General features: G+C 74.9%; 20 protein-coding genes and 1 pseudogene. 7 read left to right on the top strand and 14 right to left on the bottom strand.

Features of this window, described 5'->3' with window-relative positions; genetic code table 11:
* Positions 1–143 precede the first annotated feature (143 nt).
* Together FRAEUI1C_RS23255 and FRAEUI1C_RS23250 are read left to right on the top strand one after the other, a co-directional pair.
* Positions 144–1,355 carry an aminotransferase-like domain-containing protein gene (locus tag FRAEUI1C_RS23255; protein WP_041261289.1) on the top strand — a complete coding sequence of 404 codons (1,212 nt, stop codon included), beginning with the start codon at positions 144–146 and terminating at the stop codon, positions 1,353–1,355.
* Between the two features lie 11 nt (positions 1,356–1,366).
* Positions 1,367–2,323 (top strand): D-alanine--D-alanine ligase family protein, encoded by a 957-nt coding sequence (locus tag FRAEUI1C_RS23250; protein WP_013425798.1) that lies wholly within the window; start codon positions 1,367–1,369, stop codon positions 2,321–2,323.
* A gap of 35 nt (positions 2,324–2,358) precedes the next feature.
* Here the strand turns inward: FRAEUI1C_RS23250 and FRAEUI1C_RS23245 are convergent, their stop codons facing one another.
* Positions 2,359–3,426 (bottom strand): DUF2889 domain-containing protein, encoded by a 1,068-nt coding sequence (locus FRAEUI1C_RS23245; RefSeq protein WP_013425797.1) that lies wholly within the window; start codon positions 3,424–3,426, stop codon positions 2,359–2,361.
* Positions 3,427–3,671: 245 nt separating this feature from the next.
* On the opposite strand from FRAEUI1C_RS23245, the pseudogene FRAEUI1C_RS38580 reads away from it, so the two are divergent.
* Positions 3,672–4,469, top strand: a pseudogene (locus FRAEUI1C_RS38580) (DMT family transporter); the annotation flags it as partial.
* Between the two features lie 102 nt (positions 4,470–4,571).
* Here FRAEUI1C_RS38580 and FRAEUI1C_RS23235 read toward each other — a convergent pair.
* Genes FRAEUI1C_RS23235 through FRAEUI1C_RS23225 form a run of 3 tightly spaced genes read right to left on the bottom strand, consistent with a single transcriptional unit; the run spans position 4,572 to position 7,276 of the window.
* Positions 4,572–5,432 (bottom strand): ABC-2 transporter permease family protein, encoded by an 861-nt coding sequence (locus tag FRAEUI1C_RS23235; protein ID WP_013425796.1) that lies wholly within the window; start codon positions 5,430–5,432, stop codon positions 4,572–4,574.
* A 54-nt stretch (positions 5,433–5,486) separates the two neighbouring features.
* Positions 5,487–6,326, bottom strand: a complete 840-nt coding sequence (locus tag FRAEUI1C_RS23230; RefSeq protein ID WP_013425795.1) for an ABC-2 transporter permease — start codon at positions 6,324–6,326, stop codon at positions 5,487–5,489.
* Positions 6,323–7,276, bottom strand: a complete 954-nt coding sequence (locus FRAEUI1C_RS23225; protein WP_013425794.1) for an ABC transporter ATP-binding protein — start codon at positions 7,274–7,276, stop codon at positions 6,323–6,325. The genes FRAEUI1C_RS23230 and FRAEUI1C_RS23225 overlap by 4 nt, the downstream gene beginning before the upstream one ends.
* A 523-nt stretch (positions 7,277–7,799) precedes the next feature.
* On the opposite strand from FRAEUI1C_RS23225, the gene FRAEUI1C_RS23220 reads away from it, so the two are divergent.
* Both FRAEUI1C_RS23220 and FRAEUI1C_RS41700 read left to right on the top strand, forming a co-directional pair.
* Complete coding sequence (locus FRAEUI1C_RS23220; RefSeq protein ID WP_157735023.1) at positions 7,800–8,024, top strand: hypothetical protein; 225 nt, start codon at positions 7,800–7,802, stop codon at positions 8,022–8,024.
* 73 nt (positions 8,025–8,097) lie between these two features.
* Complete coding sequence (locus FRAEUI1C_RS41700) at positions 8,098–11,130, top strand: helix-turn-helix transcriptional regulator (protein ID WP_041259616.1); 3,033 nt, start codon at positions 8,098–8,100, stop codon at positions 11,128–11,130.
* 12 nt (positions 11,131–11,142) lie between these two features.
* Here the strand turns inward: FRAEUI1C_RS41700 and cas6 are convergent, their stop codons facing one another.
* The 8 genes from cas6 to FRAEUI1C_RS23175 all read right to left on the bottom strand — a co-directional run bounded on the left by cas6 (position 11,143) and on the right by FRAEUI1C_RS23175 (position 21,090).
* Positions 11,143–11,970, bottom strand: a complete 828-nt coding sequence (gene cas6, locus FRAEUI1C_RS23210; RefSeq protein WP_013425791.1) for a CRISPR system precrRNA processing endoribonuclease RAMP protein Cas6 — start codon at positions 11,968–11,970, stop codon at positions 11,143–11,145.
* Positions 11,971–12,246: 276 nt separating this feature from the next.
* A complete protein-coding gene (locus FRAEUI1C_RS23205) occupies positions 12,247–12,642 on the bottom strand; it encodes a DUF2267 domain-containing protein (RefSeq protein ID WP_013425790.1) in 396 nt (131 codons plus the stop codon).
* 179 nt (positions 12,643–12,821) lie between these two features.
* Entirely contained in the window at positions 12,822–13,883 is a 1,062-nt protein-coding gene (locus FRAEUI1C_RS23200; RefSeq protein WP_013425789.1) for a mycofactocin-associated electron transfer flavoprotein beta subunit, read from the bottom strand.
* Positions 13,884–13,887: 4 nt separating this feature from the next.
* The gene (locus FRAEUI1C_RS23195) at positions 13,888–14,322 is read right to left on the bottom strand and encodes a ferredoxin family protein (protein ID WP_013425788.1); all 435 of its coding nucleotides are present in this window, start codon (positions 14,320–14,322) and stop codon (positions 13,888–13,890) included.
* Complete coding sequence (locus tag FRAEUI1C_RS23190; RefSeq protein ID WP_232425096.1) at positions 14,319–15,635, bottom strand: FAD-dependent oxidoreductase; 1,317 nt, start codon at positions 15,633–15,635, stop codon at positions 14,319–14,321. The genes FRAEUI1C_RS23195 and FRAEUI1C_RS23190 overlap by 4 nt, the downstream gene beginning before the upstream one ends.
* Positions 15,636–15,642: 7 nt before the next feature.
* Entirely contained in the window at positions 15,643–16,824 is a 1,182-nt protein-coding gene (locus tag FRAEUI1C_RS36600) for a mycofactocin-associated electron transfer flavoprotein alpha subunit (RefSeq protein ID WP_013425786.1), read from the bottom strand.
* A 226-nt stretch (positions 16,825–17,050) separates the two neighbouring features.
* Positions 17,051–19,042, bottom strand: coding sequence for a mycofactocin system FadH/OYE family oxidoreductase 2 (locus FRAEUI1C_RS23180; RefSeq protein ID WP_013425785.1), 1,992 nt, complete (start codon positions 19,040–19,042; stop codon positions 17,051–17,053).
* On the bottom strand, positions 19,039–21,090 hold the full coding sequence (locus FRAEUI1C_RS23175; protein ID WP_013425784.1) for a mycofactocin system FadH/OYE family oxidoreductase 1: 2,052 nt from the start codon (positions 21,088–21,090) through the stop codon (positions 19,039–19,041). The genes FRAEUI1C_RS23180 and FRAEUI1C_RS23175 overlap by 4 nt, the downstream gene beginning before the upstream one ends.
* Before the next feature lie 208 nt (positions 21,091–21,298).
* Here FRAEUI1C_RS23175 and mftR point away from each other — a divergent pair, with 208 nt between their 5' ends.
* Positions 21,299–21,922, top strand: coding sequence for a mycofactocin system transcriptional regulator MftR (gene mftR / locus FRAEUI1C_RS23170; RefSeq protein ID WP_041261284.1), 624 nt, complete (start codon positions 21,299–21,301; stop codon positions 21,920–21,922).
* Positions 21,923–21,937: 15 nt separating this feature from the next.
* Here the strand turns inward: mftR and FRAEUI1C_RS23165 are convergent, their stop codons facing one another.
* Both FRAEUI1C_RS23165 and FRAEUI1C_RS23160 read right to left on the bottom strand, forming a co-directional pair.
* Positions 21,938–22,753, bottom strand: coding sequence for a DUF4232 domain-containing protein (locus tag FRAEUI1C_RS23165; RefSeq protein WP_013425782.1), 816 nt, complete (start codon positions 22,751–22,753; stop codon positions 21,938–21,940).
* Positions 22,754–22,938: 185 nt separating this feature from the next.
* A complete protein-coding gene (locus FRAEUI1C_RS23160; RefSeq protein WP_013425781.1) occupies positions 22,939–23,634 on the bottom strand; it encodes a TetR/AcrR family transcriptional regulator in 696 nt (231 codons plus the stop codon).
* A gap of 394 nt (positions 23,635–24,028) precedes the next feature.
* Between FRAEUI1C_RS23160 and FRAEUI1C_RS23155 the strand changes: the two genes are divergently transcribed.
* Positions 24,029–24,940, top strand: coding sequence for a PAC2 family protein (locus FRAEUI1C_RS23155; protein ID WP_013425780.1), 912 nt, complete (start codon positions 24,029–24,031; stop codon positions 24,938–24,940).
* Positions 24,941–25,041: the final 101 nt, after the last annotated feature.

Below are 25,041 nucleotides of genomic sequence, written 5' to 3'. Positions count from 1 at the left end.
GGTGCGTGGTGTCGAAATGACCGCGTGGCGACGGCTTCTGCTGGCATCGATGGTGGGGTGGCTGGGTGGACCGGGATCAGCGGGCGGGAGGTCCGGGGTCGACGGACCGCTGGTGGGACTCGTACGCGGCCCGCGCGTCCGGGATGGTCGCCTCCGAGGTACGCGCGTTGTTCGCGGTCGCGAGCCGTCCGGAGATCGTGTCGTTGGCGGGCGGGATGCCCGCGGTGGACGCGCTGCCGTTGGAGGCGGTCGCGTCGACGGTGGCCGATCTGGTCCGCAGCCGGGGTCCGGTCGCGTTGCAGTACGGCTCGGCACAGGGTGATCCGGAGCTGCGGGCCCGGATCTGTGACGTGATGGGGATGGAGGGCATCACCGACGCGCGTCCAGACGACGTGGTGGTGACCGTTGGTTCGCAGCAGGCACTCGATCTGCTGACCAGGGTGTTCATCGATCCAGGCGACGTGGTGTTGACCGAGGGGCCGACCTATGTCACGGCGATCAACACGTTCGCCGCCTACCAGGCCCGGGTCGTGCACGTCCCGATGGATGGTGACGGGTTGGTGCCTGACGCGCTGCGTGAGACGCTGACCAGGCTGGCGTCCGCTGGCGCGCGGGTGAAGATGCTGTACACCGTTCCCACCTTCCAGAACCCGGCGGGAATCACCCTTACGGCGCCGCGGCGTGCCGAGGTCCTGGAGACCTGCCGGCGCGCCGGGGTGCTGGTGGTGGAGGACAACCCATACGGCCTGCTGTCGTTCACGGGTGCGCCGGTCCGGGCGATGCGGGCGGATGCTCCGGATGACGTCGTCTATCTGGGTTCGTTCTCCAAGACGCTGGCGCCGGGCCTGCGGGTCGGCTGGGCCCTCGCGCCCCAGCCGGTGGCCGCGAGGCTTGTGCTCGCGGCGGAGTCGGCGATCCTCTCGCATTCGATGTTCACCCAGCTCGCGGTCGAGCGGTACCTGGCGACTCAGCCGTGGCCGGAGCAGATCAAGACGTTCCGGGAGATGTACCGGGACCGCCGCGACGCGATGCTCGAGACCCTGGCCGACACGATGCCGGCTGGCACGACCTGGACCAGGCCCGAGGGCGGGTTCTTCGTCTGGCTGACGCTACCGGACGGCGTGGACGCGAAGGCGATGCTCCCGAGGGCGATCGCGGCCAGGGTCGCCTATGTGCCCGGCACCGGCTTCTACGCCGACGGGTCGGGCCGCGACGCGATGCGGCTTTCCTACTGCTACCCGCCCCCCGAACGCATCCAGGACGGCGTGAAGCGGCTCGCCGAGGTGCTCCGGGCCGAGATCGGCCTGCGGCGCGCGTTCGCCGGCGATCCCGCCACCGACCCTTCCAGCCAGTGAAGGACGTGATCGTGACCGACCTGGGCCGTGTGCTTGTCCTCGCCGGGGGCCTCTCGCCCGAGCGGGAGGTCTCCTTGCGCTCCGGGCGCAGGCTGTGTGACGAGCTGGACCGCATCGGCGTCGACGTCGAGCTGCGTGACGTCGACGGCTCGACGCTGCCCGCGCTCGACGCGGACCCGCCCGCTGTCGTGATCCCCGTCCTGCACGGCACCTCGGGTGAGGACGGCACGATCCGCGAGGTGCTCGACCTGTACGGACTGCCGTACGTGGGCGCTACGCCGGCCGCCTGCCGAGGCGCGTTCGACAAGGCGACCGCGAAGGCGGCCCTCAGCGCGGCCGGCATCGCGACGCCGCCGGCCGTGACCCTGCCTCGGGAGGCCTTTCACGACCTCGGCGCCGCGGCCCTGATCGACCGGGTCGTGACCCGGCTCGGCCTGCCGCTGGTGGTGAAGCCCCGCGCGGGCGGATCGGCGTTCGGTGTCGGCCGCGTCGAGGACGCGGGCCAGCTCGCCGAGGCGCTGATGGCCTGTTTCGGCTACCACGACTGCGCGCTGATCGAACGTGCTGTCGCCGGTGTCGAGATCGCCGTCGGCGTTGTCGACACCGGCGACGGACCGGTGACCCTGCCGGCCGTCGAGATCCAGCCGGTCACCGGTGTCTATGACTACGCGGCCCGCTACACCCCGGGCGCGACCACCTTCCACATCCCGGCACGTCTGGACGAGGACGTGCTGCGCGCGGCCGCGGCGGCCGCCGTCGCGGCCCACCGTGTCCTGGACCTGCGTGATCTGTCCCGCACCGATCTGATCATCGACGCGGATGGCGTCGCCCAGTTCCTGGAGGTCAACGTCGCCCCGGGCCTGACCGCCACCAGCACCTGGCCGATGGCCCTGAAGGCCGCCGGCCTGGACCTCGCGGTCGTCTGCCGTGACCTGGCCGCGTTGGCCTCACGGCGCGCCGCGGGGTGAGCGGTGACGGCACGCGGCGGTCCGGGCCCCCTGGGTCAGGCGGTCAGCGCGGCGACGAGGCGGGGCAGGTCTCCCAGGGTGCGCAGCGTGTCGTTGAGGTGGGTGCAGGTGGTGATGCCGACGAACTCGCGGGCGACGCCGTCGCGTAGCTCGCCGGCCCGGCGGCCGACGATCCGGGCCGCGCTCGGGCGGGCCTGCGGGCACTGCGGGCCGGGCACGACGCCGATCCCGGCGGACGCGTCCAGCACGGTGCCGTCGGCGGCGACGGCCGCGCGCACCGTGAACTCGTGCACGACCACCTCGGCGTCTCGCGGGTCGTGGAAGCTGTCCCGGACCAGCCCGTCGGCCAGGAACGCGGCACCCGCGGGCACCGCCGCCCGCGCGGCTGGGCTGGCCGCGGCGACCGGGACGAGGTCCAGGCGGCGGACCCGGCGCATCGCGGCCGGCTCCAGCGGCGGCATCGGGTGCCAGCCCAGCCCGTCGGCCGAGACCAGGTCGCCGGCGAGCGGGCCGCGGTCGCGCATCGGGCCCTTCTCGGCGCCGGCCGCGCGGCGGCGGGCCAGCGCGCCGTCGGCCTGCCAGCCGGCGCAGATGTCGGTGCGCGCGGTCCGCTGGACCCCGGAGCTGGCATCCCGGTGGACGCCGAGGCGGGCCAGCGCCGCGGCCGACACGATCGTCGCCACCGGAACATCGTCGAGCAGCTGGGCGAGGACCGAGCCGAGGTGCCCGTCGCCGAGCGCGGCGCGGGCCGCCGGCCGGAACTTCGACAGGGCCGAGCGCCCGACCAGATCCGCCAGCCCGGGCGGCGCCGGGTCGGTCCGCAGCTCGTGGATCAGGCGGGCACCCGTGTAGTCGAGGGCGACGAACAGGCCGGCGGCGTCGAGGACCCGCGCGCCGCCGTCCGGGCCGGTGAGCAGGTCATGGCCTCGCCCGACCAGGTGCAGCGCGCCGTCCGGGCCATCGGGGCGCAGCATGTCGATGCTCGTCGTACGGCGCACCGAGCCCGGCACCCGGGCGGGGCTGCGCGACGTCGGGCCCTCGGTGCCCGGCCACAGCGGACGGTCGGGCCCGGCGGTGGCCTCCTGCCGCGTCTGGACGGTCATCGAACGCTCCGATCGGGCGGCCGGGACAGCCACCGGCCTCGATCATGGCCTCTAGCATGCGGCGCGGTCCACGTCCAGAGGCCAAGGGTGAGCAACCTCGCGCCCGGCCGCGTTCGGCAGCCTGCCCGCTGACCTTCACGTCCGGGTCGCCCGAATGATGACCGGGGGCGACGTTTCCCGCCTATCGTGACCGCCATGCGAGGCGCTGACGGCGCGGCATCCGCCGCCGGTGCGAGTCCCCAGCTGTGTTGATCGTCGTCGCGCTCAGCCTCGTCGCCGCCTTCCTGTTCGCCTGCTCCGCCGTCCTGCAGCAGCACGCCGCGACGCGGCAGGACGGGCCAGGCTCGTCCGCGCTCGCCCGCGCGGTCCCGGGCGTCGGCCTGCTGCTCGCCCTGGTGCGGGACCCCTGGTGGCTGGCCGGCTGGGGAACCAACGTCTGCGGGTTCGTCGTCGAGGCCTCGGCGCTGTACCTGGGCTCGGTGTCGATCGTGCAGCCGCTGGTCGTCACCCAGCTGCTGTTCGCCCTGTCCCTCGGCACCCGCCGGTCGGGCCGGGCGATGCCGGCCGGCGCCTGGTGCGCGGCGGGCGCGGTGTGCGCGGGGCTCGCCGTCCTGCTGGTCGTGCACGGCCGGCCGCCGGTGGACGAGCGGCTCGACGACCGGCGGCTGCTCGCCATGATCGTGGTGCTCGTCGCGGCGGCGGCCACGCTCGTCGCCACCTCGGCCTCACTGGGCCGACGGCTGGCCGCGCGGGCCGGGCTGCTCGGGGTCGCCTCCGGGTTCTTCTTCGCCCTGACCGCGGTGCTGCTGAAGCGCTCGGCCGGCCTGCTCGTCGACGCGGGCCCGGCCGCGCTGCTGCGCGGCTGGTACCTCTACGCGCTGATCACCTCGATGCTGTGCGGCATGGTCACCGGCCAGACGGCGTTCGCGACCGGGCCGTTCGCCGCCGCGATCACGGGCATGAACATCACCAACCCGGTGGTGTCCTACGTGCTGGCCGTCCTCGTCTACGGCGTGCCCGCGCCGACGGGCGTTCCCCGGCTGGCCGGCGTGGCGCTCGCCGGCACGCTGGTGGCCCTCGGCGTCGCGGGCCTCGCCCGCGGCATCCCCCCGAGCCACCACCTGGGGGAGGAGCTGTTCGCCGGGTCAGGCGTCGCGGCGGACCAGCGTGTAGGCCGCGGCGCCGAGGCCGACGGCGAGCCAGATCAGCAGCACGATCAGGCCGGCGAGCGGCGGGAGCACGTCGTCGCCGGGCGCCCTGGTGATGGTCACCAGGGCCTGGCCGGCGCCGTCGGGGATGTACTCGTGGATGCGGGACCAGTGGCCAGGCAGGAAGTTCGTGATGATCGGCACCACGAAGATCAGGCCGAGCAGGCTCGCGATCGAGCCGCCGGTGCTGCGTAGCAGCGTCCCCAGCGCGAGGCCGAGCAGGCCGATCGCCGTCACGAAGAACGCGGCGCCGAACAGCACCCGCACCGCGCCCGGGTAGTCGAGGCCGACGCCGATGTGCTTGTGGGCGAAGATCGCCTGCCCGGTGAAGAACGCGACGAGCACGGCGATGAACGCGACCACGAAGCTCGTCACCGCGAACACCGCGGCCTTGGCGAACAGCACCCGCAGCCGGCGCGGGACCGAGCCGAGCGAGGTGCGGATCATCCCGGTCGAATACTCGCCGGTGATCAGCAGCACGCCGAGCACACCGATCGCGATCTGCGAGAAGTAGGCCCCGGTCAGGCTCTGCAGCACCGGCTGGAACGTGAGCTTGTCCTGCACGCTGGCCTTGTCCCAGTGCGCGACGACGGCCCAGCAGATCAGGTCGCCGAGGCCCACGGTGACGACGAACGCGGCGAGCAGCGTCCAGACCGTCGAGCGCAGCGACGTCAGCTTGGTCCACTCGGACCGCAGCACCCGCGGGATGGTCACCCGCGCCGTCTGGTGGAAATCAACCGGGGCGCGGTCGGCCGCGACCGGCGCCGCGACGGGGGACGCCTCAGGCGTGGCGGTCATGCCTGTCCTTCCAGCGGGATGACGAACGCGTGCGGATGCGGGCCGGGCCAGCCGTCAGGCGTCGCGCCGCAGCAGCACGAAGGTGGCCGAGCCGAGGCCGACGGCGAGCCAGACCAGCAGGACGATGAAGCCGCCCAGCGGGGACAGCAGGTCGCTGCCGCGATCGCCGATGGTCACGAGCGCGCCGCCCGCGTTGTTGGGGATGAACTTCTGGATGTCGCCCCAGCGGCCGGGCAGGAAGCTGGTCACGATCGGCACCACGAAGATCAGGCCGAGCAGGGCGGCGATCGAGCCGCCGGTGCTGCGGATCAACGTGCCGAGCGCGATCCCGAGCAGGCCGATCGTCATGACGAAGAACGCCCCGCCGAGCAGCACCCGCACGACGCTCGGGTCCCCGATCGAGACGCCGGCGTGGATCTGGTTCAGGATCGCCTGACCACCGAAGAACGCGACGAGGATCGCGGCCAGCGAGACGACGAAGGTCGTCACCCCGAACACGATCGCCTTGGCCGCCAGCATCGGCGCCCGGTGCGGGATGGCGCCCAGCGAGGTGCGGATCATCCCGGTCGAGTACTCGCCGGTGATCAGCAGCACGCCCAGCACGCCGACGGCGATCTGCGAGAAGTACCCGCCGACCAGGCTGGTCATCACCGGGTCTTTGAGGTCGTCGGGGTTCGCGGAGTGGTGGAAGTCCGCGACGGTGATCGCGCTGATGAGCAGGCCGAACCCGATCGTGACCACGATGGCGGCCAGCAGCGTCCACACGGTCGAGCGCAGCGAGGTCAGCTTCGTCCACTCGGACCGCAGGATCCGGGGGAGGGTGACCTTGGCCGTCCCGTGGAAACCGGCGCCCCGGGCGGTGGCCGGGCCGGCGTCGGCGGTGCTGGCGGTCACGCGTGGGCTCCCGTCGAAGTGGCGGCCGAGACGCGCTGCCCCGGCGGCTGGCCGTGGGTGTACTCGACGGCGTCCTTGGTGATGTCCATGAACGCGTCCTCGAGCGAGACCTGACGCGGGGTGAGCTCGAAGACCGGGACGCTCGCGGCGAACGCGGCCTCGCCGATCTGCTGGGCCGTCAGGCCGTTGACGTCCAGGGTGTCGAGGCCGCTGCTGGTGACGGTGACGCCGTCACGGGCGAGCACCTCGCCGAGCCGCGCCGCCTCGGGCGACCGGACGTGCACCAGGTCGCCGGAGGCCTGCCGGATGAAGTCCTCGACGGTGGTGTTCGCGATCAGCTTGCCGCGCCCGACAACGATCAGGTGGGTGGCGGTCAGTGCCATCTCACTCATCAGGTGGGACGAGACGAAGATCGTCCGTCCCTCGGCGGCGAGCGTCTGCAGCAGGGTGCGGATCCAGCGGATGCCCTCGGGGTCCAGGCCGTTGACCGGCTCGTCGAGGATCAGCACGCCCGGGTCGCCGAGCATCGCCGACGCGATGCCCAGGCGCTGCCCCATGCCGAGCGAGAAGCCGCCGACCCGCTTGCCGGCGACCTCGGTGAGCCCGACGAGGCCGAGCACCTCGTCGACGCGCCGGCGCGGGATGCCGTGCGTCTGCGCGACCGCGAGCAGGTGCTTGTAGGCCGACCGGCCGGTGTGCACCGCCTTGGCCTCCAGCAGCACGCCGACCTCGCACAGCGGCGCGGCGAAGTCGCGGTAGGCCTTGCCGTTGACGGTGATCGTGCCCTTCGTCGGCCGGTCGAGGCCGATCGCCATCCGCATCGTCGTGGACTTGCCCGCACCGTTCGGGCCGAGGAATCCGGTGACGACGCCGGGCTGGACGGTGATCGTGAGGTCGTCCACCGCCGTCTTGCTGCCGTACCGCTTGGTCAGGCCACGCGCCTCGATCATCCGGCCACCTCGGTCTTCCGTCCCCTCAACGCATCATGGTTCGAACGGCCCAGTACTTCGAACGGCCCAGTACTTCGAGCGGCCCAGCGGTTCGAACGGTTGTCCGTCCCGTCCACCTTAGGACCACATCGCCGCGGCCCCGGCGGCGCCGGGTTGCGACATGCCGACGATGACATGGCCATCCGATGACGCCGCGTCGGCACCGGTCAGACCGGCCGCGCCCCCGGTCACGGTGCGGCCCGGGTCATCGCGCCGTCACCACAGGTCAGCGCCCCGGTGGGTGGCGCCGGGCCGTGACGGCCGCCACGCGGCCCCGGGACCGGCCGGGCGCCCCCTGTCGGGAACTCGACAGCCCGCCGACCTCGGACCGTCCGAGCCTTCGGCTCGGATGGCACCGGTCGCCAATCGGACAGGCGGGACGGCGCGAATCGGTCAGCTGCCCGATGTCGGGCTCCCCATCCGACGGTGATCGTGGGTTATGCGACGACAGCACCGAGAGACGCGCCAGGTGGCGCGAGAGGACGTGACCAGCATGTGGTCCTGGCAGATCATGGAAGCGGCCGGGCGGGAGCACACCGAGGACCTGCGGCGGGCCTCCACCGCGGCCCGCGCCGCCCGGGAGGCTCGCGCGGCCGACGACGCGCCGCCCCGCCGGCCGCTCGCGCTCGATCCCGACGACGTGTACCCCGACGAACCGGCGCCCGACCGGGCCGGGCGGGGCCGGTCGGCGAGCCGGCGCCGGGGCTGAGCTCCGCCTGCCGCGGCTTCGCCGATCGGAAAAACGAGTGGAGTTGTCACACCTGACGGCCAGACTGGAGGGCATGACCCCACTGGCGAGCCCCGTGTTCGTGGGCCGCGCCGCCGAGCTCGGCCGGCTCGACGACGCGCTGCGCCGGGCCGAGGCTGGCGAGGGGGCCGCCGTCATCGTCGGCGGCGAGGCGGGCGTCGGCAAGACCCGGCTGGTCGAGGAGCTGATCGCCCGGGCGGACGGCGCCGGCCACACGGTGCTGACCGGCGGCTGCGTCGAGCTGGAGGGCGATGGGCTGCCGCTGGCGCCGGTGGTCGAGGCGCTGCGTGGCCTGGCCCGCCAGCTCGGGCCCGACGGCCTGGTCGGGCTCGTCGGCGACCGGCGCGGCGAGCTGGCCCGGCTGCTGCCGGAGCTCGGCCGCGGCGCGCCGCCCGCGGCCGGCGAGGACGCGCACAGCTCCGGGCGCCTGTTCGACCTGGTGCTCGGTCTGCTGGAGGCGCTCGCCGCGACCCGGCCGGTGCTGTTCGTGATCGAGGATCTGCACTGGGCCGACCAGTCGACCCGGGCGCTCGCCGCGTTCCTGCTGCGCAACGTGCGCGGCTCCCGGGTGACGCTGGTGCTCACCTACCGGGCCGACGGGGTCGGGCCCGGGCACCCGCTGCGGAACTTCCTGGCCGAGGCCGAGCGGCTGCGCTGGGCCGCCCCCTCGGGGCGGGAGCGGACGCGCTGGGTCGAACGGGTCGAGCTGCACCGGTTCGGCCGCGGCGAGGTCGCGGAGCTGGTCGGCGCGATCCTGGGCGCCACCGTGCCGGACGGCCTGGTCGACGAGGTCCTGGCCTGCTCGGACGGCAACGCCTTCTTCGTCGAGGAGGTCGTGGCCGCCTCCCAGGACGGCAGCCTGGGGGTCGTGATCACCCCGACCCTGCGGGAGGCGCTGCTCGCCCGGGTCGACGCGCTGCCGGCCGCGACCCGCGACCTGCTGCGGGTCGCGGCGGCCGGCGGCCAGCGGGTCGCGCACCGGCTGCTCGCCGCCGTCGCCGGCCTGTCGGACGAGCAGGTGTGGGAGGCGCTGCGGGCCGCCGTCGCGGCCGGGGTGCTGCTGGTCGACCAGGACGCCGGCGGCTACGCGTTCCGGCACGCGCTGACCCGCGACGCCCTGCACGACGACGGGCTGCCGGGCGAGGGAAAGCACCTGCACCGCCGCTACGCGCAGGCGGTCGAGGCGGACCCGTGCCTGGTCGGCGGCCCGGCGCAGGCGGCGGCGACGGTCGCCTTCCACTGGTATTCGGCCCACGACCACGTCCGGGCCCTGCCCGCGCTGCTGCACGCCGCCGAGGCGGCCGAATGCTCCTACGCCTACGCGGAGGCGCTGCGCCACTACGAGCGGGCGCTCGCGAGCTGGGACGAGGTGGCGGACCCGGGTGCCCTGACCGGCAAGGACCGCCTGGCCATTCTGGAGGCCGCGATCCTGGCCGCCAGGACGGCCGGCGAGCTGCGCCGCGAGGACGAGCTGCTGGCCAGGGCGCGGGTGGAGGCGAGCCGGCTCGGTGACCCGGTGCGGCTCGCGCTGGTGCTGACCGAGCAGAGCAGGCTGCAGCGCAAGCTCGGCCGCTCCGACGGAGTGTCCGAGGCGCAGGAGGCCGTCCGGCTGGTGCCGGCGGACCCGCCGACGCCGGCACGCGCCGCGGTGCTCGTCGCCCTGGGCAAGGCGTTCTCGTCGGTGCCGCGGCGGGCCGCCGGCCAGGCCGCGATGGACGAGGCGCTCGCGGTCGCCCGGGCGACCGGGGCCCGCCGGGCCGAGGCGTCCGCGCTGCTGAGTTCCGACTGCCTGGCCCCGGTCTGGGGCGAACCGATCGACGTACGGCGCGGCCGGGAGATCGCCGTCGAGCTGGGCGCCGACGACCTGATCCTCGCGAGCTACACCCACGAGTCCGACACCTGGCTGGGCGCCTGGCGGTTCGACGAGGCGATCCTCGTCGGTCAGGAGGGCCTGCGGCTGGCCCGGCGGCTCGGTCAGGAACGGGCCAGCATGATCATCGCTGGCAACGTGGTGGAGGCCATGATCGGCTCCGGCCGCTGGACCGAGGCCGAGCGGATGCTGGCCCAGCTCGCGGAGCTGGTGCCGGTCGGCATCAACGCGATGTTCCTCAGCGAGCTGCGCGGCGAGGTCGCGCTGGTCCGGGACCGGCTCGACGAGGCCGCGACGGCGCTGGCCGCGGCCGACAGCCTGCGGGCGAAGAGGTTCGTCGACAGCCAGTACGTGTTGCCGTCGGCCCGGCTGTGGGCGGAGCTGGAGCTGCGCCGCGGCGATCCGGGCGCGGTGGCCGACCGGGTGCTCGAGACGCTGGCGCACTTCGACCTGCCGGACGTGGTCCGTTACGTGGCGCCGCTGCTGGCCGCCGGGATGGCGGCGGCCGCCGAGGCCGCGGTCGTGGCCCGGGTCCGGCGGGACACCGAGGGCCTGCGCCGGGCCCTCGACGGCGCCGGGCGGCTCGCGGCGGTGGCCGCCGAGCTGCCGTTCGAGCGGTACCCCAGCGGTGAGGCCTTCCGGGCGATGGTCGCCGGCGAGCTGGCCAGGGCGCAGGGCGGCGCGGATCCGGGCGCCTGGGCGAGCGCGGCGAAGGCCTGGGGCGCGCTCGGCGTCACCTATCAGCGCGCCTGCGCGCTGCGTGGCCTGGCCGAGTCGCTGCTGGCCGTCGGTGACCGGGCCGCCGCCGCGGCCGAGCTGCGCGGCGCCGCGGCGATCGCCGACGAGCTGGGCGCCCACCTGTTGCGCCGGGAACTCGGCGAGCTCGCCGTCGCCGCCCGGGTCGTGCTGTCGGGTCCGGGCGAGCCGGTCGACGGGCCGGCCGGCGGCGACGCCGAGCCGTGCGCCGAGGACGGGCCGCCGCTCGGCCTGACCGCCCGGGAGCTGGAGGTGCTGCGGCTCGTCGCCGCGGGCGGCTCGAACCCGCAGATCGCCTCGGCACTGTTCATCAGCCGCAAGACGGCGAGCACGCACGTCTCCAACATCCTCGGCAAGCTCGGCGTCGCGACCCGCGGCGAGGCGGCCGCGGTCGCCCACCGCCTGCACCTGTTCGACCGGGCCGCCAGCAACGCGCGGTGACGCCTGGACGGGTCAGGTCAGCGGAGAGGTGGCCAGCCGGGGCGGGCGCGTCGAGGTGAGAGTTCCCGCGCGTCGCGGACCGCCGGAGGCGGCCGCGGCCGCCGGGCGCCGCGGTACGGGCACGTCGACGATGTCGACGTCGACGGCGCCGAACCCGTAGGCGGTCCGGGCGCCGACCCCCGCGTAGGTCGCGAACCGGGTGAGCGCGGTGAACATCGTGGCGATGTAGTCCGAGGTGGCCGCCAGCAGCCGCAGGTCGGCCTGGCCGACGAAACCGGTCTGGCGCAGCCCGTGGCCCAGCTCGACGTCGGCGCTCGCGCCCCACATCCCGTCGAGGTAGACCGCGTCGACGAGCGCCCGGGCGTCGTCGGCGCCGATCCGCAGCGGGCCGGGCGCGTAGCCGTTCCACCGGGCCAGCAGGCCGCGGATCATCAGTGCCGGGTCGGGCAGCGGCAGGTCGCGGCCGTCCAGGGCGAAGAAGGTCGGGGTGGTCATCGTCAGCCGGACGTGACGGGCCGGGGTGCCCTGCGCGAGCGCGGCGTAGGACCGGCGGTGCAGCTCGGCGGCGAGCACGGTCCGGGCCTGGGAGCCGAACCGGACCTCGGCCGGCGGCCAGCCCGGCGGCGGGGCGTCGTCCTCCAGCCAGCCCAGCCGCCAGGACGCCACGGGCACCCGGGCATCCTCGACGACGGGCACGACGGCGCCCACGCTGAAGGGCCGGGCCTGGGTGGGCGCGTCGCCGACGCCCGGCTCGCAGATCGCGCTGGCCGCGCCGAGCAGCCAGCGTGGGGCGACGTCCGGAATGGCGCCCGCCAACCGGAGCACAAGCATCGACGGCATCCGAAGCCTCCGCCATCGGTCCCGCACGGTCGGCGACCAGTCTTCTACGATCCGTCGCCCCGCAGGCGGGGAGCGTAGCCGACCGCGTCGATGACACTGTGACTGGGGTCACCGTGCCACGACATCGAAACCGATTTTCAAAGGAGAACGACCGTTTTGCCCCCGGCCTGTTCGTCCGGTGCGTGGCTGGCGGCCCCGAAGAAATGCTATAGGCGGAAATTTAACCCGTGACGACGGGACCGTTACGGCGGCCCGACGACGACCGTTCGGCCGCGCTCAGTAGTGGATCACGGGCTCGCGGCTGAGCAGGTCGGCGTAGTCGGCCGGTAGCTGGGCCGCGACGTCCTCGAACTCCGCCGGGGAGACGCCGGCCTTCAGAGCGGCCACGACCGCGCGGGCGTGACGGCGCGCCCTGGGCGCCGTGCACGAGTCACCCTCGATCGAGGCGACCCGCCGGTAGAACTCGTTCACGTCGAACCGCTCCCCGGCGCCGACCGGCGGGAGCGCCTCGGCGAAGGCGGCGGGCAGCTGGGCGGCGAGGTCCCGGGTCTCGCCGCCAGAGAGCCGTTCCCCGAGGACCGTGAGGGTGGCTCGGGCCGCCGTCTCGGCCTGCCCTGCCGACGTGAAGCCGCCGGTCGCGCGGATCGCGGACACAAGCTCGTCCTGCTTCATGCTGGGGCCGCCTCTCAGGTCGAGAACCTGGCCCCGCGTCTCCAGGCCCGGAGCCGACAACTCCGGGCCATCCCCGTCGGGCCTGGGACAAAACCCCAGGCCACGGCAGTGCCGGTCGGTCAGAGGCCGGTCGGTCAGGGGCCGGTCGGTCAGGGGCCGGTCGGTCAGGGGCCGGTCGGTCAGGAGGTCAGGTAGCCGGCGCGGGTGAGGTAGGCCAGCAGGGCGTCGGCGGCCTCGGCCGCGCTGGCCGGGCCGACGATCATGGGAGGCTCATGGGCGACGAGCGCGCCGGTCAGCGCCAGCAGCCGGTCCCGGGGCGTCGCGCCGGCCGGCGGCGGGACCACCCGGGTGCGCGGGCGGTAGGCGCGGACCGACTCGACCCGGACCGCGCCGGCCAGGTCCGCGTCGCCGGCGGGTTCGACGGCCGGGATCGGGGCGTCGCCGGTGGCGAGCAGCGCCGGCAGCGACGCGCGGCGCAGCCGGACTCCGGCCGCCTCGGCCGAGCACACCGCCGGCGTCGGGATCCGCAGCCGCTCCCGGCGTCCCCCGTCGAGCCTGCGCTCACCAAGCAGCCTGCGCTCACCGGCCTGCCGGGGTTCGCCGACCTGCTGGGGCTCGACGCGCAGGTCGACGAGGCCGAGCGCCTGCGCGGCACCGAGAGCGTCGGCGAGCTGTGCGGGCAGCGCGCCGGTGCCGCGGTCGGGGGAGTGGTCGCCGCACAGCACCAGGGCCGGCTCGCCGACCGTGCGGATCGCGTCCACCAGGGCCACCGCCAGCGCGCGGGTGTCGCCGGCGACGTCCGCGAGGTACTGGGACGCCGGGCCGAACGGCTCGGGGTCGCGCTGGTCGGGAATGTCGTGGCCGTGCCCCGGGCCGCCGTGGGCCGCGGGATCGGCGGGCGGCCAGGCGACCCGTAGCGGCTGCGCGCCGAGCGCCGAGGCGGCGCGCAGCGGCCCGTCGACGATCGGCGGCCCGGCGGCGAGCGCGAGCACCCGGCCCGACCAGGCCTCGGCGATGGTCAGCGCCCGTTCGAGCGCCGCCTCGTCGGCCGCCGAGAGCCCCACCCCGTGCGCGGACTGGGTCAGCGCGCCGGTCAGCGGGTCGACCCGCGGCCGCAGGTCGGCCACCCGCAGGCAGACCGCGACGAGCGGCGTGTCGTCGGGGGCCGGCTGCGCGGCCCGCGGGGCCGGGCTGCTGGAGGCCGGGGTGACGGGGGACGGTCCGTTCGTGTGCACGCTCATGCCCTCAGCCCTGGCGGAAGACGACGCCGTGGCCGCCGTCGGGATAGGTCCAGGTGATCGCGCCCTCGCCGTTGCAGACCTGGTAGCAGGTGCCGCACTCGAAGCACTGCTCGTAGTTGAACAGGATGCCGCCGTCGGAGGTCGGCGCGAACAGGTCCGCCGGGCAGGCCGTGACGCAGGCCCGGGTGGTGCACGACCGGCAGACGTCGGAGTCGACGACGATGTGCGCCCGCTCGCCGACCCGGAAGTCGACCGTCGCCATCCGGTCGTCGAACGCCAGCTCGCCGTACCGCTCGCCCGCCGCCGTCGAGGTCGACGCCGCCGGCGCGGGTGGCATCGCGGCCGTCGGGGCCAGGGGTGCCGGTGCCGGGACCGCGGGTGTCGTGTCCGGGGCCGCCAGGCCGGCCGCCGAGGCCTTGCGGAAGCCGAAGCGGCTCACCGGAACACCTTTCCGATCTTCACGCCGTCGCTGGCGAGCTCGCGCAGGCTGACGCCGTTGCGCTTGGCCGCGCGCCGCAGCAGGGCGAGCGCGCCGGGCTTCGGCTGCGGGTTCGTGACCGTGAACAGGCTCTCGACCAGGTCGGCCATCAGGCCCGGGTAGCGGCGCTGGATCCGTTCCGAGAGGATGATCTCCGGCGCCCCGCGCAGCCGCTTGTGGTCGGCCAGGACGAACTGCTTCTCCAGCGCGGCGCGGTAGGCGCCGAGCCGCTTCTTCGACGCGTCGCCCGCCGCGGCCGCCTCGGCGGCGACCCGGCCCGCGACCAGCCCGGAGCCGAGGGCGAAGTTCACGCCCTCCAGCCAGATCCCGGCGGCCAGCGTCATCCCGGCCGCGTCGCCGGCGATGAGCAGCCCGTCGGCGGCGAGCGCCGGCATGTGGTCGTAGCCGCCCTCGGGGATCAGGTGCGCCGCGTACTCCTTCACCGTCGCGCCGCGCAGGTAGGGCGCGATCGCCGGGTGCCCCTTCAGGTCGGCGATGATCTCCTCGGGCCGCACCTTCGCGGCGGCGAGCCCCGGCAGGGCGAGCACCGCGCCGATGGCGACCGTGTCGCTGTTCGTGTAGAGGAAGCCGCCGCCCGGGATGCCCCGGGTGTTGCCGAGCATCTCGATGTCGAGGCCCTCGGAGCCGCGCAGGCCGAACCGCTCGTCGATCACCTCGCGCCCCAGCGACAGGACCTCCTTGACGCCCAGCGTGAGATGCGTCGGCTCGGCCTTCGGCAGCAGGCCGAGCTCCTTGGCCAGGAAGGAGTTCACACCGTCCGCCGCGATGACGACCTTGGCCCGCAGCTCGCCGTCGGCGCGGTCGGTGCGCACGCCGACGACCCGGCCGGTGGCGTCACGCAGCAGCCCGGTCGCGACCGTCGAGGTGACCAGCCGGGCCCCGGCGGCGGTCGCCTTGCCGGCCAGCCAGCTGTCGAAGTCGGCCCGGTAGGCGGTCATGCCGTTGTAGGGCGGCCCGGCCCAGGCCTGGGTGCGGAAGTCGACGGTGAGCGCCTGGGTCTCGGTGAGGATCATCGTCGAGCGGCGGACCACCCAGCGCTCGACCGGCACCTCCTCCCACCAGTTCGGCAGCACCTCGTCGAGGATCCGGCCGTAGATGACCCCGCCGTAGACGTTCTTCGAGCCGGGGAACGGGCCGCGCTCCAGCAGCACCACCGACGCGCCCGCGCGGGCCGCCGTCAGTGCCGCCGCCGCGCCGGCCGGCCCGGCGCCGACGACGATCACATCGACGTCGGGCGCCCTGTCGTCAGACACTCGCTCGTCAGACACTCGTGGCCTCCCCACGCGGTTCGGGCACGGCGGCGTCTCCGTCGGCTGGGAGGTCTGCGCCGGCTGGAGGGTCGAGGCCGGCTGGGAGGGGGACGCCGAGCCGGCGGGCCAGCTCGACCAGCAGGCCGCCCGCGTCGCTGACGAGGCCGAGGTCGGCCATCGACGTCATCGGGCAGCTCGGGTCGGTGTTGATCGACACGACATGGCCGGGCGCGCCCAGGCCGCCGGTGTGCTGGCTCGCGCCGGAGACCCCGAACGCGAGGTACAGCTCCGGGTCGAGGGTGACGCCGGTGGTGCCGATCTGCCGGTCGTAGCTCATCCAGCCGGCGTCGGTGACCACCCGGGTCGCTCCGGCCGACGCCCCGAGCGCCGCCGCGACGCCCGCGAGCAGCTCGAACGCCGCCGCCGGCGCGACCGCCGCGAGCGCGCCGGTCCGGGCGACCAGCCCGGCGCCGCCGCCGAGCACCCGGCGCGCCTCGCCGAGGTCCATCGTCGCCGGGTCGGGCTCCAGCACCTCCAGCACCTCGACGTCGACCAGGCCGGCGGGCGGGGCCGCCAGGGTGACGGCGACGGGCCCGCCACTCGGCTGGGCCGGGATCGCGGCGCCGGCTGGCGGCGCGACGGGCCCGTCGTACAGGGACCGCGCGCCGGGGAGCAGCGTGGCGACCGCCGGGGCCACGCAGGTCGCCGTGACCAGCAACCGCCCGTCGATCCGGGACAGGTCGGCCCGCAGCTCGCCGTCGGCGCCGGATCGCACCGCGACGGCGCCGGCCAGCAGGGGGACGTCGAGGGCTGCGGCCAGCCGCGGCGCGAGGTCGCGCCCGTCCGCGGAGGCGGGCAGCACGACGAGATCGGCACCCGCGAGCGCCCGGGCGAGCGAGGCCGCCAGAGTGCCAGCCCGCAGTCCCGGGCCGGTGTCGGCCCACCAGACCTCGGTCGCGGGCCCACCGCCGGTCGCCCGGTGCAGCGCCTCGGCTGCCTCGGCGGCCCCGGAGCCGACGACGAGCACCCGGCCGCCGGCCTCCGCCGCGGCCTCGGCCCCACCCGGCGGCACCGCCCCGCCGCGTGCCACCACCAGCGCGGTGATTCCGGTGATCGCCGTCGCGGCCGGGTCGAGTTCCGTCGTCGGCGGGACGGTCGGCTCCCGGGTGGCCGCGGAGATCGTCTCGGTCATCGCACCTGCCTGCGCTGATCCGGTGGCCAAACGGCCGCCGAGGACGGCTTGATCGCCATTTGCGCCCTCTGGTGGTTGTCATCCGGCCCCGTAGAAAACCACGGGAGGGCGGAAACGGCGATCATGATCATGTGGTTCACAGTGCCCCGAGTTCGCTCCGTCGCCTCACTCGCTCCGCGGCCGTCCTCGTACCTCGGACGACCACTCCACTCGCTCACTCCTACGCTCACAGTGCGACCGCCGCGCGCTGGCCCTCGACGACGGCGGCGTGGGCACGCCGGGGCGAGAGGCAGTCGCCGACCCGCTGGAGGGTGAAGGGCAGGGCCCCGGCCGCGCGCAGCGCCCTGTACAGGCCGTCCTCGGCGCGCTGGTGCACCGCGCAGACCACCCAGTCCACCTCCCGCGTCTGGTCGGTGCCGGTCGGGTGGTGCTGCAGGTTCAGCACGACGCCCGCGCCGTTCTCGGCCGGCGCCGCGCCCATCGGCACCAGGTCGGTGGCCTGGGTGACGCCGCGGGCGGCCGCCTTGACGTTCCACTGCTCCATGTCGAGGGTGACGCCCAGGTCCTGGCCGACGACCATGCCGTTGGTGATGACCTCGACCTGGCAGCCCCGGTCGGCGAGCAGCTCGGCGACCGAGGTGGCCTGGTGGAAGCCCAGCTCGTCGATGACGACGACCTTCCCGCTCGGCGCCGCCCGGCCTTCCAGGACGTCGCGGACGTCGACGACCCGGTGGTCCGGGCCCGACCCGGCCGCGCCGGCCCACCAGGGCGGGTTCGGCGCCGCCCCGGTCGCGAGGATCACCGCGTCCGGCTTCTCGGCGAGCAGCAGGTCCGCGTCGACATCGGTCGACAGCTTGACGTCGACGCCGACCCGCTGCGCGTGGGCGATCAGGTTGCGGACGATGTCGAGGAACTCGGCCCGGCTCGGCACGCTGGCGGCGAGCTGGACCTGGCCGCCGAGCCGGTCGGAGCGCTCGAACAGGGTGACGTGATGGCCCCGCTGGGCCGCGCTGACCGCGGCCTGCAGGCCGCCGGGGCCGCCGCCGACGACGAACACCCGCTGCCCGCGCCGGCGCGGCGCCGGCAGCGGGACGGCCTCCCGGCCGGTGCGCGGGTTCTCGATGCAGCCGAGCCAGCGGTTCAGGCCCATCCGCCCGACGCACTCCTGGTTGCACGACAGGCAGGTGCGGATCTCGGTGGCGTGCCCGGCGCGGGCCTTCGCGACGAAGTCGGCGTCGGCGATCTGGCCGCGCACGATGCCGATCAGGTCGGCCTGGCCGGCGGCGAGCGCCCGGTCGGCCTGCAGCGGGTCCTTGAACCGGCCGACGCCGACCACCGGCAGGTTCACCGCGGCCCGGATCGCGCTCGGGATGAACATCGCGTAGCCCGGCGGCACCTGCATGCTCGCCTCGATCATGTACAGCGTCGCGGTGGCGACGCCGATCGAGGTGTTGATGTAGTCGACCTTGCCGGACGCCTCGACCATCGTCGCGATCGCCACCGCGTCCTCGATGGTGGTACCGCCCTCGATCAGCTCGTCGCCGCAGATCCGGACCCCGAGGGCCAGCTCGGGCCCGATCGCGGCGCGCACCGCGTCGACGATCTCCAGCAGCAGCCTGGCCCGGTTGGCCAGCGAGCCGCCGTACTCGTCGGTCCGCCGGTTGGTCGCGGGGGAGAGGAACCCGCGCACGATCGACGAGTGCGAGCACTGCAGCTCGATCCCGTCGAACCCGCCGGCCGCGCAGTGCTCGGCGACCTGCCCGTAGCCCGCGACGACCTCGCGGATCTCGTGCGGCTCCAGCGCCTTGGGGACCTCGCGGAACAGCGGGTCGGGCACCGGGCTCGGCGCCCACACGGGCTGGCGGGAGAACATCGACGACGCCTGGCCGCCGTTGTGGTTGATCTGGGCGAGGATCGGCGTGCCGTGGGCGTGGACCGCGTCGGTGATCCGCCGGTAGCCGGGGATGACGGCCGGGTTGAAGCCGTGGATGAGCTTCTCGTACGGCCAGTCGGTCGGGTGGGTCGAGTGCTCCTCGGTGATGATCAGCCCGGCGCCACCGGCCGCGCGGGCCGCGTAGTAGGCGGCGTGCTGCTCGGTCGGCAGCCCGTCGGCGGCGTAGTTCGTCAGGTGGGCCGAGAAGACCACCCGGTTGCGGACCGTCAGGGGCCCGATCCGCAGCGGGCTGAACAGGTACTGGTACCGCGAGGTCGCGCTCATCGGGCCCCTCCCGTGCCGGCGCCGGCCAGCGGGCTCACGCGGGCCGGGGCGCGGCGCGCGAGTTCGAGCGCTCGGCGCCGGCCCTCCAGCACCGCCTCCAGCGCGGTGCGCGGGGCGACGCAGTCGCCGGCCCGCGGGGTGCCGGGGCGGGCCAGGTAGAGCGCCTCGTCGGGCAGCCGGTGGCCGCAGTCGACGAGGGCCGCGCACGGGATCTCGCGGCGGGCGCCGGTCCAGACGTCCTCCAGCACGACGTGGCCGTCGCCGATCTCGCGGACGAGCGCGCGCAGCTCGCGGCGCACGCCGGCCTGCGCGAGCCGGGTGTTCGCCGGGGCGAGGTCGCCGGTCAGCGACAGCAACGTGCCGGCGACCTGGTCGGGCGCCACGAGGGCGACCTCCCGGCCGGCCGCGGCCAGCCACTCGGCGATCCCGACCGCCACCGGCCCGCCGACCGGGTCGTGCACGACGACCGGCCCGGCGACCAGCAGGTCGGGACCGGCGGCGAGCAGGCTCAGCGCGTCGACGACCTGGGGCGCGAAGGCATCCGCCGTCGCCGGGTAGTCCCGGTCCGCGGCCACCGAGCCGGTGGCGAGGATGACGGCCTGGCCGGCGGCCTCGGCGGTGTCCAGCTCGGCCGCGGTCACCGTCCGGCCCAGCTCGACAGTCACCCCCAGGCGCGCGCACTCGGCCTCCAGCCAGTCGACGAGGCGCGCCAGCCGCTCCCGGCCCGGCCCGACAGCCGAGGTACGCAGCGTCCCACCCAGTTGCTCGCCCGCCTCGGCCAGCGTGACGGTGTGGCCTCGGCTGGCGAGCACCCGGGCCGCCTCCAGCCCTGCGGGGCCGCCACCGACGACCAGCACCGCGCGCGGCCGAGGGTCGGTGCCGTCGACCGGCGCGTCCTCGGTCTCGTGGCCGCTGCGCGGCTCGCCGACGCAGGACACGATCGGGTTGCGGTTGTCGCGGACCCGGCAGGCCTGGTTGCACAGCAGGCAGGGCCGGACCCGCTCGGCCGCGCCGGCCCGGACCTTCGTGACCAGCTCCGGGTCGGCGATCTGCGCCCGGGTCATCTCCACCAGGTCGGCGACGCCGTCCGCCAGTGCCGCCTCGGCGTCGTCGGCGTCGACGACGCTGCCCTGCAGCGCGACCGCGACCCGGCCGGCCGCCGCGGCCCGGATCGCCGCGCACAGGTCGCGGTTGAACGTCGGCGCGGTGTGCGCCGTCGGCCGGTAGGCGGCCGTCGAGTAGGGCCCGCCGCGGACCACGACCAGCAGGTCGAGCAGGCCGAGGCCGGCCAGCGCGTCGACCTGCTCGGCCGCGTGTTCGGGCGTCACCCCGGCCCAGGGCGCCAGCTCGTCGCAGCTCAGCCGCAGCGCCAGCACCTTCTCCTGGCCGATCGCGGCCCGGACCGCCGTCAGCACCTCGCGGGTGAGCCGCAGCCGGTCGGCGTAGCCGTCGCCGCGGTGGTTGGTCAGCCCGGAGTGGAACTGGCGCAGCAGCGCGAGCGGGCCGGCGTCGATCTCCACCCCGGCCAGGCCCGCCTCGACCGCGAGCGACGCGCCGGCGGCGAAGCCGGCCACGATGGCGTCGATCCCGTCCTGCTCCAGCTCGGCGGGAAGCTCCCGGCTGGCCGCGTCCGCGACGGGTGACGGCGCCCACAGCACCGCCTGCGAGTACGCGCTCGACCCCTGGCCGCCCGCGTGGCCGAGCCCGGCCAGCACGACGGTGCCATACGGCCGCACAGCCTCGGCCAGCGCTGCCCAGCCGGGCCCGCAGTCGGCCGCCAGCGGCGCCCGCTCGTAGGGCCAGTCATCGGCGGTGACCGACGCCGTCTCGGTGACGATCACCCCGGCGCCGCCGGCGGCCCGGCGCGCGTAGTACGCGACGTGCCGGTCGGAGATGTCGCGGCGGCGGGCCAGGTTCGTCTCGTGCGGACCGAACAGGACCCGTGACGGCGCGATGTGGCCGCGCAGCGGCAGCGGCGTGGCGAGCGCCGGGCCAGCGGGCTCGGGGGAGCCCGCCGACACGGCGGACTCACCGTCGATCGCGGTCATACGTTGGCCATACCGTGTGTCCGTCCGCCTCGCAATGGGGTTGGTCGCCCGCCGGCGGGCGGAGCGACCGTGCTCCGGCGTTCTATGGCACTCGGTGCCAAAGAAGGAGGAGCGAGGCGAAGCATATTGGCACCGGGTGCCAGAGGAAAGGGATACCGCCACGAGCGCCAGGCTCCGTAGGAACGATCTTCGGGAGTACGGTGACGTGGTGCACAACGGCGCGCCCCCGCAGGAGCCCAGGTCCTCGACGGGCCGGGCCGGCCGGCGGCCGGTGACGACGGCGGCCGAGCTGGAGCGGCACGCGCTCCTGATCTTCGAGGAGCGCGGGTTCGACGCGACGACGGTCGACGACATCGCGGCCGTCGCCGGCATCGGCCGGCGCACCTTCTTCCGCTACTACGCGTCCAAGAACGACGTCGCCTGGGGCGAGTTCGACGCCCACCTGGAGACCATGCGCGCCGCGCTGGCCGCGACCCCGGCCGAGGTTCCGGTGCTGGCCGCGCTGCGCCGGGCGATCCTGGACTTCAACACCTACCCGGTCGCCGAGGCCGACTGGCACCGGCGCCGGATGGCGCTGATCCTGCGCACGCCGGCGCTCCAGGCGCACTCGACGCTGCGCTACGCCGCCTGGCGCGCCGTCGTCGCCGAGTTCGTCGCCGCGCGGACCGGCCGGCAGACCGACGCCCTGGAGCCGCGCGCGGTCGCCTGGGCGTTTCTCGGGGTCGCGGTCGCCGGCTACGAGGAATGGCTCGCCCGCCCCGGCGCCGACCTCGGGCCGATCCTCGACCAGGCGCTGCGCCTGCTCACCGAGGGCCTGGCCGAGACCCTGTAGACCGGGGCCGGGCGGTCAGCGGATGACGGGGCCGATGGAGGTGCCGGACCCGGGGTCGGCCCGCTGGTCGACGATCGGGCCGCCGGGCCAGTCCAGCCGAACCGCCTCGCGGTCGTCCGGCGGGGTGACCAGGACGTACCGCGGGGTGAACGCGTCGCCGGCCGGCGTGGCGATGGTGGCCGGTGTGATGGTGGCCGGTGTGGCGGTGGCCTCCGGGTCGTCCGCGAGGTCGGCGAGCGGCGCCGGATCGGTCGTGGCGGCGGCGGGGACCTGCAGGTAGGTCAGCAGGGCCGAGGCCGTCCCACCGGGCGGGAGGTACATGGTGTCGGCCGTCTGGTCCGTGCGCCGGGGCAGGTCGTAGGTGTCGCCGGCGGCCGACACCAGCGCCACGCCCGGGAAGCCGAAGATCGAACACGTCAGCGAGAAGTGGTTGGTGAACGTCACGGCGAGGCCGAACTGGAGGCTCTCGGGGTCGGCGGGCGACATCACCACCGGCGTTCCCAGCTCCACGGTGACCTTCGCGCCCGTGCACCGGGTGCCCATGATCTCCAGGTCGTCGGCGCTCGGCGAGCTGTGGGCCGTGGGCGAGCCGCCCGCCGACGGCTGACCGGGTGGCCGGGTGGTCGCCGGTCCGGACGCGGCGGCCGGCGGGGAGCCCTGGATGTTGAAGCCCGTGTCCTGGGCCGGTTGCGAGCAGCCGGCCAGCCCACCCACCACCAGCGCCGCGGCGGCGCAGGCGGCGGTGGTGGCGCGGCGGAACACGGCTGGGGGGACCGCCGGAGCGTGGCCGCCGTCGGCGGCCCGGCCGGCGTGCGCGGCGAACGGAGACATCCGCGACCTCCTGGGCATCGCGGCTGCCCGGGGGCGGGGCCGCTGACCAGGGAGTATTCGGCGCGACGCGGCCCGTTCCCGGCCAACACGACGCGACCCGCCCGTCCGGGTGCGCGACCGGCCGTGGATGTCCGCCGACGCCCCATCGGCCCGGTTCGCCCGCTATGGACGCGGGTCGGGTCCGTTCAGCGGCTGCCCAGGATGCTGTCGAGGCCCGTCTCGAACTGGTCGTCGAGGTCGGCGTGCAGGAACGGCGCCGCGGCCGCGAGCTCCGGGTACCGGGAGCGCGGCGGGTTCACGGTCGGCATCGGCGCGCCGACCCGGTCCGTCGCGAGGTTCTCCGCGAGGTGGCGGGCCTCGACCAGGGCGTGGCCGACCACGAAGAACAGCAGCGTCTGCCAGACCGCCGCCGCCTCGGCCTCGGACCGGCCGCCCGCCCGCAGCGCGCCGACGGCCTGCTCCATCCGGTCCCACCACGAGCCGGTGCCCGGCGGCTGGCGCAGCACCGACGGGGCCAGCGTCGGGTAGCGCAGCAGCTGGCGGCGCAGCTGGCGCAGGCTCTCCCGCAGGTCGGCGACCGGGTCGCCGGTGGCCGGCAGCCCGCCCTCGCCGCGGATCATCAGGTCGGCGAGCGCGTCGAGCAGCTCGTTTTTGTTCTGGAAGTGGCGGTAGATCGCGGTCGGGTCGACGCCGAGCCGGGCGCCCAGCGCGCGCATCGACAGCGCGGTCACCCCGCCGATGTCGACGATCTCGCGGGCGCTGTCCAGCAGCACCTGGCGCGACAGCGTGCCGCGCGGGGTCCGCCGGCCGGCCGCCGCGCTGACGGTGACCCGCCCGGGCCCCGATTCGTCGAGGTCCAGGCCGTCCTGCTCGTCCGACATTCCGCACCTTCCGCGCCGCCGTCCGCCAACCCGATCACTGTCACTGTAGACAACAACGTTGACAGCCGGCCAGCGGCCGCTCCGCGGATCAGCCGTGGGGGTTGGGCCGATCCGGGTACACCCGAGCGACCGGAGAGGAAGCTGGAGGGAGGAAACCAGGAATGGATCCACGCCACCACCGCTTGGTCCAAGTGAGTGGGGCACCGTCGGCCGGGAGGTTGCCGGCAAGGCAGGATCTAGCCGGCAGGATAGCCACGGCGACCGGCCCACGACGTGACAATGGAGGGACGGTGACCCAGCACCGTCCCGGAACCTGGCCGAAGTAGGCGCGGCCGCGCCGTCGATGGCCCGAAATGGACAGGGCCCGTGAAGGTGCACAGGGGAGGTCTCGGCCATGCTCGACCCGAGTGAGCTCTACGAGGTCCACGGCGACCTGCCCGACCTGGGCCGGCCGGTGATGCTCGAGGCGATGACCGGGGTGGTGGACTCCGGGAACGCGGTCCGGCTGGCCAGCGAGCACCTGCTGACGAGCCTGGAGCACGAGGTCGTCGCGACGTTCGACATCGACCTGCTGCTCGACTACCGGTCCCGGCGCCCGGCGATGACCTTCGTCGAGGACCACTGGGAGCACTACGAGGACCCGGTGCTCGCCCTCTACGCCCTGCGCGACCGGGCCGACACGCCGTTCCTGCTGCTCGCCGGGCCCGAGCCCGACCTGATGTGGAAGCGGTTCTCCACCGCGATCCGGGAGCTGACCCGCCGGCTGAACCTGCGGCTCGCGGTCGGCCTGAACGCGATCCCGATGGCCGTGCCGCACACCCGGCCGACCGGGCTGATCGTCCACGGCACCCGCAAGGAGCTCGTCGCCGGCTACGAGCCGTGGGTCCGCCAGGTCCAGGTGCCGGGCAGCGCCGGCCACCTGCTGGAGTTCGAGTTCGGCAAGGAGGGCCGGGACGCGATGGGGCTCGCGGCGCTCGTCCCGCACTACCTCAACCAGACCGACTTCCCGGCGGCCACCGAGGTCCTGCTGACCTCGGTCTCCAAGACCACCGGCCTGATGCTCCCGCTGGACGGCCTGCAGTCGGCGGCGGCGACGGTGCGCGGCGAGGTCGACCTGGAGCTCGCCAAGGGCGGCGAGATGGCGTCGCTGGTGCACGCGCTGGAGGAGCAGTACGACGCCTACAAGCGCGGCAAGGAGTCCGGCGGCCTCCCGACCGTCCAGCCCGAGGACCTTCCCACGGCGGACGAGCTGGGCGAGGAGCTGGAGCGCTTCCTCGCCGAGCAGTCCGAGCCGGACGGCCAGTAGCCGAGCCGGCCGGCCAGCCCGGCCGCGCCATGATCGCCGTTTGGGCCCTGGGATGGTTGTGAAAACGTCCCAGTCACGACCACCCAGGGCGAAATCGGCGA

This window comes from Pseudofrankia inefficax, from assembly GCF_000166135.1.
Lineage (GTDB): Bacteria > Actinomycetota > Actinomycetes > Frankiales > Frankiaceae > Pseudofrankia > Pseudofrankia inefficax.
Note: the sequence above shows the minus strand (reverse complement) of the source record. Positions and strands in the feature narration are given on the sequence as shown.